Annotated in this window: 7 protein-coding genes; 3 read left to right on the top strand and 4 right to left on the bottom strand. The window is 64.8% G+C overall.

Annotated elements, in window-relative coordinates:
• Positions 1–211: DUF922 domain-containing protein (locus ENZ74_RS21880; RefSeq protein WP_127312987.1), on the top strand; the 211-nt coding region annotated here is incomplete at its 5' end.
• Between the two features lie 166 nt (positions 212–377).
• Here the strand turns inward: ENZ74_RS21880 and ENZ74_RS21875 are convergent.
• Both ENZ74_RS21875 and ENZ74_RS21870 read right to left on the bottom strand, forming a co-directional pair.
• Entirely contained in the window at positions 378–1,436 is a 1,059-nt protein-coding gene (locus ENZ74_RS21875; RefSeq protein ID WP_063168573.1) for a Gfo/Idh/MocA family oxidoreductase, read from the bottom strand.
• Positions 1,437–1,485: 49 nt separating this feature from the next.
• Positions 1,486–2,190, bottom strand: a complete 705-nt coding sequence (locus ENZ74_RS21870; RefSeq protein WP_024501629.1) for an SDR family oxidoreductase — start codon at positions 2,188–2,190, stop codon at positions 1,486–1,488.
• A gap of 127 nt (positions 2,191–2,317) precedes the next feature.
• Between ENZ74_RS21870 and gcvA the strand changes: the two genes are divergently transcribed.
• A complete protein-coding gene (gcvA, locus tag ENZ74_RS21865; RefSeq protein ID WP_063168574.1) occupies positions 2,318–3,220 on the top strand; it encodes a transcriptional regulator GcvA in 903 nt (300 codons plus the stop codon).
• Between the two features lie 35 nt (positions 3,221–3,255).
• Here the strand turns inward: gcvA and ENZ74_RS21860 are convergent, their stop codons facing one another.
• Complete coding sequence (locus tag ENZ74_RS21860) at positions 3,256–3,987, bottom strand: 3-keto-5-aminohexanoate cleavage protein (RefSeq protein ID WP_063170281.1); 732 nt, start codon at positions 3,985–3,987, stop codon at positions 3,256–3,258.
• Between the two features lie 207 nt (positions 3,988–4,194).
• Between ENZ74_RS21860 and ENZ74_RS21855 the strand changes: the two genes are divergently transcribed.
• On the top strand, positions 4,195–4,389 hold the full coding sequence (locus tag ENZ74_RS21855) for a hypothetical protein (protein WP_024501638.1): 195 nt from the start codon (positions 4,195–4,197) through the stop codon (positions 4,387–4,389).
• Between the two features lie 54 nt (positions 4,390–4,443).
• On the opposite strand, the gene ENZ74_RS21850 is transcribed toward ENZ74_RS21855, so the two are convergent.
• On the bottom strand, positions 4,444–4,916 hold a 473-nt coding region (locus ENZ74_RS21850; protein ID WP_164761126.1), incomplete at its 5' end, for an EAL domain-containing protein.

The following is a 4,916-nucleotide window of genomic DNA, read 5'->3' as shown; positions in this document are numbered from 1 at the left end:
GGTCCAGATGGTCCACGACATCCAAGCCGCGACGGACGGCCTGACCGTCGCCGACGATCCCAAATGCAGCAAGACCAGGGCCGAGGTGGTCAAGCGGCTCGACGCGATCTCGAAGGCGCGGGTGCAGGCAAGCCGCGACTTCGACCGTATAGAATTCGGCAATGGCGGCAATTTGCAGAAACTGGTTTTTTCGCTCGTGACCGGCCCCTGAAGCCACCTGACACGGATCAGGAGGCGGGCACTGATGACTTACCAGGCGCAGCAATTGAAGCTGCCGATCTCCCCCCTTGCGAGGGAGATGGCCGGCAGGCCAGAGGGGAGTCTGACAGAACTCGGCCCCTTCCAGCTACTGCGGTATGGGCGCGAGGTGCGAGCCCTCACCGCGTTTCCGCGTTCGCTCTCAGCTCGGCCCGCTTCTCGTCCGACACCACGGCCAGATCCAGCACCTTCTGCAATTCGGCCGCATGGCGGAAGGACGGTTCGGCCTGCACGCCCGTGCGCACCGCGTCAGTGAAACGCTGGTAGTTGGTCTCCACCGTGCCGGGGTCGAGCTCTTCCCATATGGCGTTCTCGACATTCTCCCCCACGCATGCCTTGAGCGTCGAACCGTCGAGATTGTGCACCACTTCGATGCCGCCCTTCTCGCCATAGATGCGCAGACGCAGTTCGTTGAGATGGCCTGTTGCCCAGCGGCTGGCATGCACCACGCCGAAGGCGCCGTTGGAAAAATCCAGCGTCATGGCGAAGCTGTCATTGGCGTCGAGTCCGTAGTCGCCGATGCGGTTGCCGGGCGCCTTGTCGAAGGCGCGCAGCCGGCAGAAGACATGGTCGATGTCGACGGCTGCGCCATAGCTGGCGAAATCGAGGATGTGGATGCCGACATCGCCGAGCACGCCATTGGAACCGTGGCCGCGCGACAGCCGCCACAGCCATTTCGGATCGGTGCGCCAGTCGCCCCAGAATTTCGACACCAGCCAGCTTTGCAGGTAGGACGCCTCGACATGCCTGACCGTGCCGATCTCGCCCGCTTGCACCATCTGGCGCGCTTTCTGCAGCGCGGCCACATTGCGATAGGTGAGGTTCACCATGTTGACGATGCCGGCGGCCTCGGCGGCATCGGCCATCTCGGTCGCCTTGCCGAAGTTTTCGGCCAGCGGCTTTTCGCACAGCACCGGCTTGCCGGCGGCGATCAGCGCCATGGTGGTCGGGTGGTGGATGCGGTCGGGCGTGACATTGGCCACCGCGTCGAACTCGCCCCATGCCAGCGCCTCCTCCAGCCCGGTAAAGCGGTTGGGAATGTCAAAGCTGTCGGCGAACTCGCCAACCCGCGCCGGATCGACATCGACTGCGCCGACAATGTCGACGCCCTCGATGGCGCTGAAGCGCCGGGCATGTTCCTGCGCCATCCAGCCGGTGCCGAGTATCAAAAGCCGCATTATTTGCTCCTTGGGGTGAGATGCCGGAATCCCCTCCCGGCCGACGCCCTCAAATAGCGCGTATAATGCCGCCGTCGACCCGGATGTTCTGGCCGGTGATGTAGCCGGCGCCCTCCGACGCCAGGAAGGCGATGGTCGCGGCGACCTCTTCCGAAGTGCCGTAGCGCTGCATCGGCACGCTGTCGCGGCGTTCTTCGGTGGCCGGCAGGCTGTCGATCCAGCCGGGCAGCACATTGTTCATGCGCACATTGTCGGCGGCATAGGTGTTGGCGAAGATCTTGGTGTAGGCGGCAACGCCGGCGCGGAACACGGCGGACGTCGGGAACATCGGGCTCGGCTCGACCACCCAGGCCGTCGAGATGTTGATGATGGCCCCACCCTTCTGCTTGACCATCTGCGGCGCCACGATGCGCACCGGCCGGATGACGTTGAGGAGGTAGACGTCCATGCCGGTGTGCCATTGCTCGTCGGTGATCTCGAGGATCGGCGCACGCGGCCCGTGGCCGCCGCTGTTGACCAGCACGTCGATGCGGCCATAGCGCTCCAGCGTCAGGTCGACGAGGCGCTGCAGATCGTCGTTCGACTGGTTGGAGCCGGTGACGCCGAGCCCGCCAAGCTCCTTGGCCAGCGCCTCGCCCTTGCCCGAAGAGGAAAGAATGGCAATCTTGAAGCCGTCCGCCGCCAGCCGCTTGGCCGCCGCCGCCCCCATGCCGCTGCCGCCGGCCACCACCACAGCTACTTTTTCTACACTCATCGGATTTTCCTCTCAGGGTTTGCGGGCACCGCAAGCGGTGTTTTCGGGAGTTGAGCGTCGATATAGCTGGTTTTCCCCGTCGGTTCGAACCAGAATGCCTGAAATCAACCTGTAGAAAAACTACTGCATGCCCGAAACCTTCCTCAGCTTGCCGCCGTTGAATGCGCTGCGCGCCTTCGAAGCCTCGGCGCGTCATCTCAACTTCCGCATCGCGGCCGAAGAGCTCAACGTCACGCAAGGGGCGGTCGCCCAGCACATTCGCGGGCTGGAGGCCGATCTCGGCACGAAGCTGTTCGAGCGGCTGCCGCGCGGCCTGGCGCTGACCGATGAGGGCCGCGCCTATGTCCCCAACATCCGCCGCGCCTTCGACCTGATCTCGGAGGCGACGCTGCTGCTTCGTCCCGAGCCGGCGCGGCTGACGATCAGCGTGACGCCGAGCTTCGCCACCAAATGGCTTATCCCGAGACTGCACGACTTCGTCGCGCACCACCCGCTGGTCGACCTGCGCGTACTGGCCAGCGAAAGCCTGTCGAGCTTCCAGGCCGATGGCGTCGACATCGCGGTCAGGCAGGGCCGCCCACCCTTCGGCGCCGGGCTGGTCGTCGACCTGCTGTTTCCCCAGCAGATCGTCGCCGTGTGCAGCCCGGCCCTGCTGCCGGCCGGCGCGATCGAGATCGCGGCCTCCGAAATCCAGCACCACGTACTGCTGCACGATGCCCACAATCTGTGGCCGGAATTCATGGAAAAGGCCGTCGGCCTGAAGATGACGACCGAACTCAAACGCATGCGCTTCAACCAGACCGGCCTCGCCATCGACGCGGCGGTGGCCGGCCAGGGCATTGCGCTGGCCAGCCGCTTTCTCGTCGCCGCCGACCTCGCCGCCGGCCGTCTGGTTCAGCCCGTCAGCGGCGAAATGCGCGGCACGCAGGATTTTTATGTCGTGATGCCGAGAAAACAGCGCCACCCCGAGCCGACGCAAGCCGTGCGGCAATGGTTGCTGGATGCCGGAGAGCGACGACCTTTGTCGTGAGACCTTCGCACGCACGGAGACGTCAAGCCGCTTGCCTATGAGGCAACGACGGGCGCACCGCGAAAGATCGCCACGGCGGCAGCGACGATTTCCGCATTGTCCTTGGCTGTCTTGCCATCGGCGAGCGTCTTGCCGTCTTCCAGACCGACCCGTGTCGACCAGCGCTGGCGATGCGCAAGCTCGACGAGGGGCCAGACAGTCGTGTCGACGCCATGCAGCAGGATCGGCCGCCCTACCCCGGCGCGCTCGAGTACGGCGGCGATGCCATGCGCTTCATCGAGTGCAGCGGACAGGTCGGGGATATCGATCTCGATCAGAATGCGCAGCACCTGGTTGTGGCCAGGAAGCGCTACGAAGCGCTCGGCATCGGCGACGACGGCTAGCCCCGCCTCGATGCCTACACCACGCTGGCGCAGCAACTCCATCACGGCGGGCGCATCCGGTTCGGACAGGTTGACCGAAGCATAGTCAGGCAGGTCTCGCCAGCCGGCGATCGCCGCTCGGGTCCGCTCGACGTCGTTCTCGGTCCAGGCGCCGGTCGACACGCCAACCAGTGTTCCCGGGCAGGTCCGGCGCACCGCCAGCACCGTGGCGTCGACGGCTGCCAGGCTTTCGCGTCCGTCGGTGCCGCGCGGATGGATATGCAGTTCGGCCGCTCCAGCGGCGACGCAGGCTGCCGCATCGCTGGCCATTGCCTCGGCAGTCAGCGGCAGCTTCGGGTGGAAATCGCGCGGACGCGCGCCGTTGATGCAGGCCTGGACGATCATCGATGTCACCTTGCGCAAGGGGCCGCAGTGTAGCTGTGCGGCGTTGAAACTGCCAATCTCCCCCTCGTAGGGGAGATCGGCAGCTTCAACGCCGCGCGTCTGCTCACAACATTCGGCGGCATTTGAATAAAAGCCGCTTGTGGATATTTACCCGGCGTTCCCTCGTCTCCGGCAAGCTCTTTTTAGGGCGGGATCATGGAGGGACCATTGACCAGCGATTTTTCAGCCGCCCGCATCCACCTCGAACGCGCCTATCATTATCTGCAGGGCAATGACGAGACGAGCCGTGCCGCCTGTGACGCGCTCGATCTGTTGATCGAAGCGGTGACGGAGGCGCAGCACAGGCGACCCGAGGCTGGAGTGCTGGAGTTCCCGCAATCGACGGCGCGGCGAACCGGATAGAAAGTGTCGAGTTTCAGGCCAGTCCGGCCTGGCCTGAAACTCGCCGCACCCGGATCACGATGCCTTGCGGGCCGTCGCTCCCTTGGTTGCGCGCGCGACAATTCGCTCGAGCGGCTCCGGCCGGTGCAGCAAAAATCCCTGGCCGAAGGCGACCCCCATGTCGCTCAACATGGCCAGCGTGTCCTGCCGTTCGATCTTCTCACCGACCACGTCGCAGCCGAGGCTACGGGCAATGCTGGTGATGGCCAGCACGATCTCGCGGTCGAAGCGGCTTTGCGTGATGTGCTCGATGAAGGAACCGTCGATCTTGATCGTGTCGACGGGGAACCGCCGGAGATATTCGAACGAGCTCATGCCGGCTCCGAAATCATCGAGGCCGACCCGGCAACGCCGCTCGCGCGCCTTGCGCACGAACTGTTCGGCGGCATCGAAATTGGTGACGGCGGCGGTTTCGGTGATCTCGAAGCCGATGCCCGAATGCGGCGCCCCGGTTTCTTCTATGACGCTGTCGACGAAGTCCCAAAGCC

This window comes from Mesorhizobium sp. M7A.F.Ca.CA.002.15.2.1 (assembly GCF_003998715.1).
Classification (GTDB): domain Bacteria; phylum Pseudomonadota; class Alphaproteobacteria; order Rhizobiales; family Rhizobiaceae; genus Mesorhizobium; species Mesorhizobium ciceri.
Note: the sequence above shows the minus strand (reverse complement) of the source record. Positions and strands in the feature narration are given on the sequence as shown.

Excerpts from the sequence above, each read along its gene's own strand:
- gcvA (WP_063168574.1), top strand. The coding sequence starts at position 2,318 with ATGCCCGAAACCTTCCTCAGCTTGCCGCCGTTGAATGCGCTGCGCGCC.
- ENZ74_RS21875 (WP_063168573.1), bottom strand. The coding sequence starts at position 1,436 with ATGCGGCTTTTGATACTCGGCACCGGCTGGATGGCGCAGGAACATGCC.
- ENZ74_RS21870 (WP_024501629.1), bottom strand. The coding sequence starts at position 2,190 with ATGAGTGTAGAAAAAGTAGCTGTGGTGGTGGCCGGCGGCAGCGGCATG.
- ENZ74_RS21860 (WP_063170281.1), bottom strand. The coding sequence starts at position 3,987 with ATGATCGTCCAGGCCTGCATCAACGGCGCGCGTCCGCGCGATTTCCAC.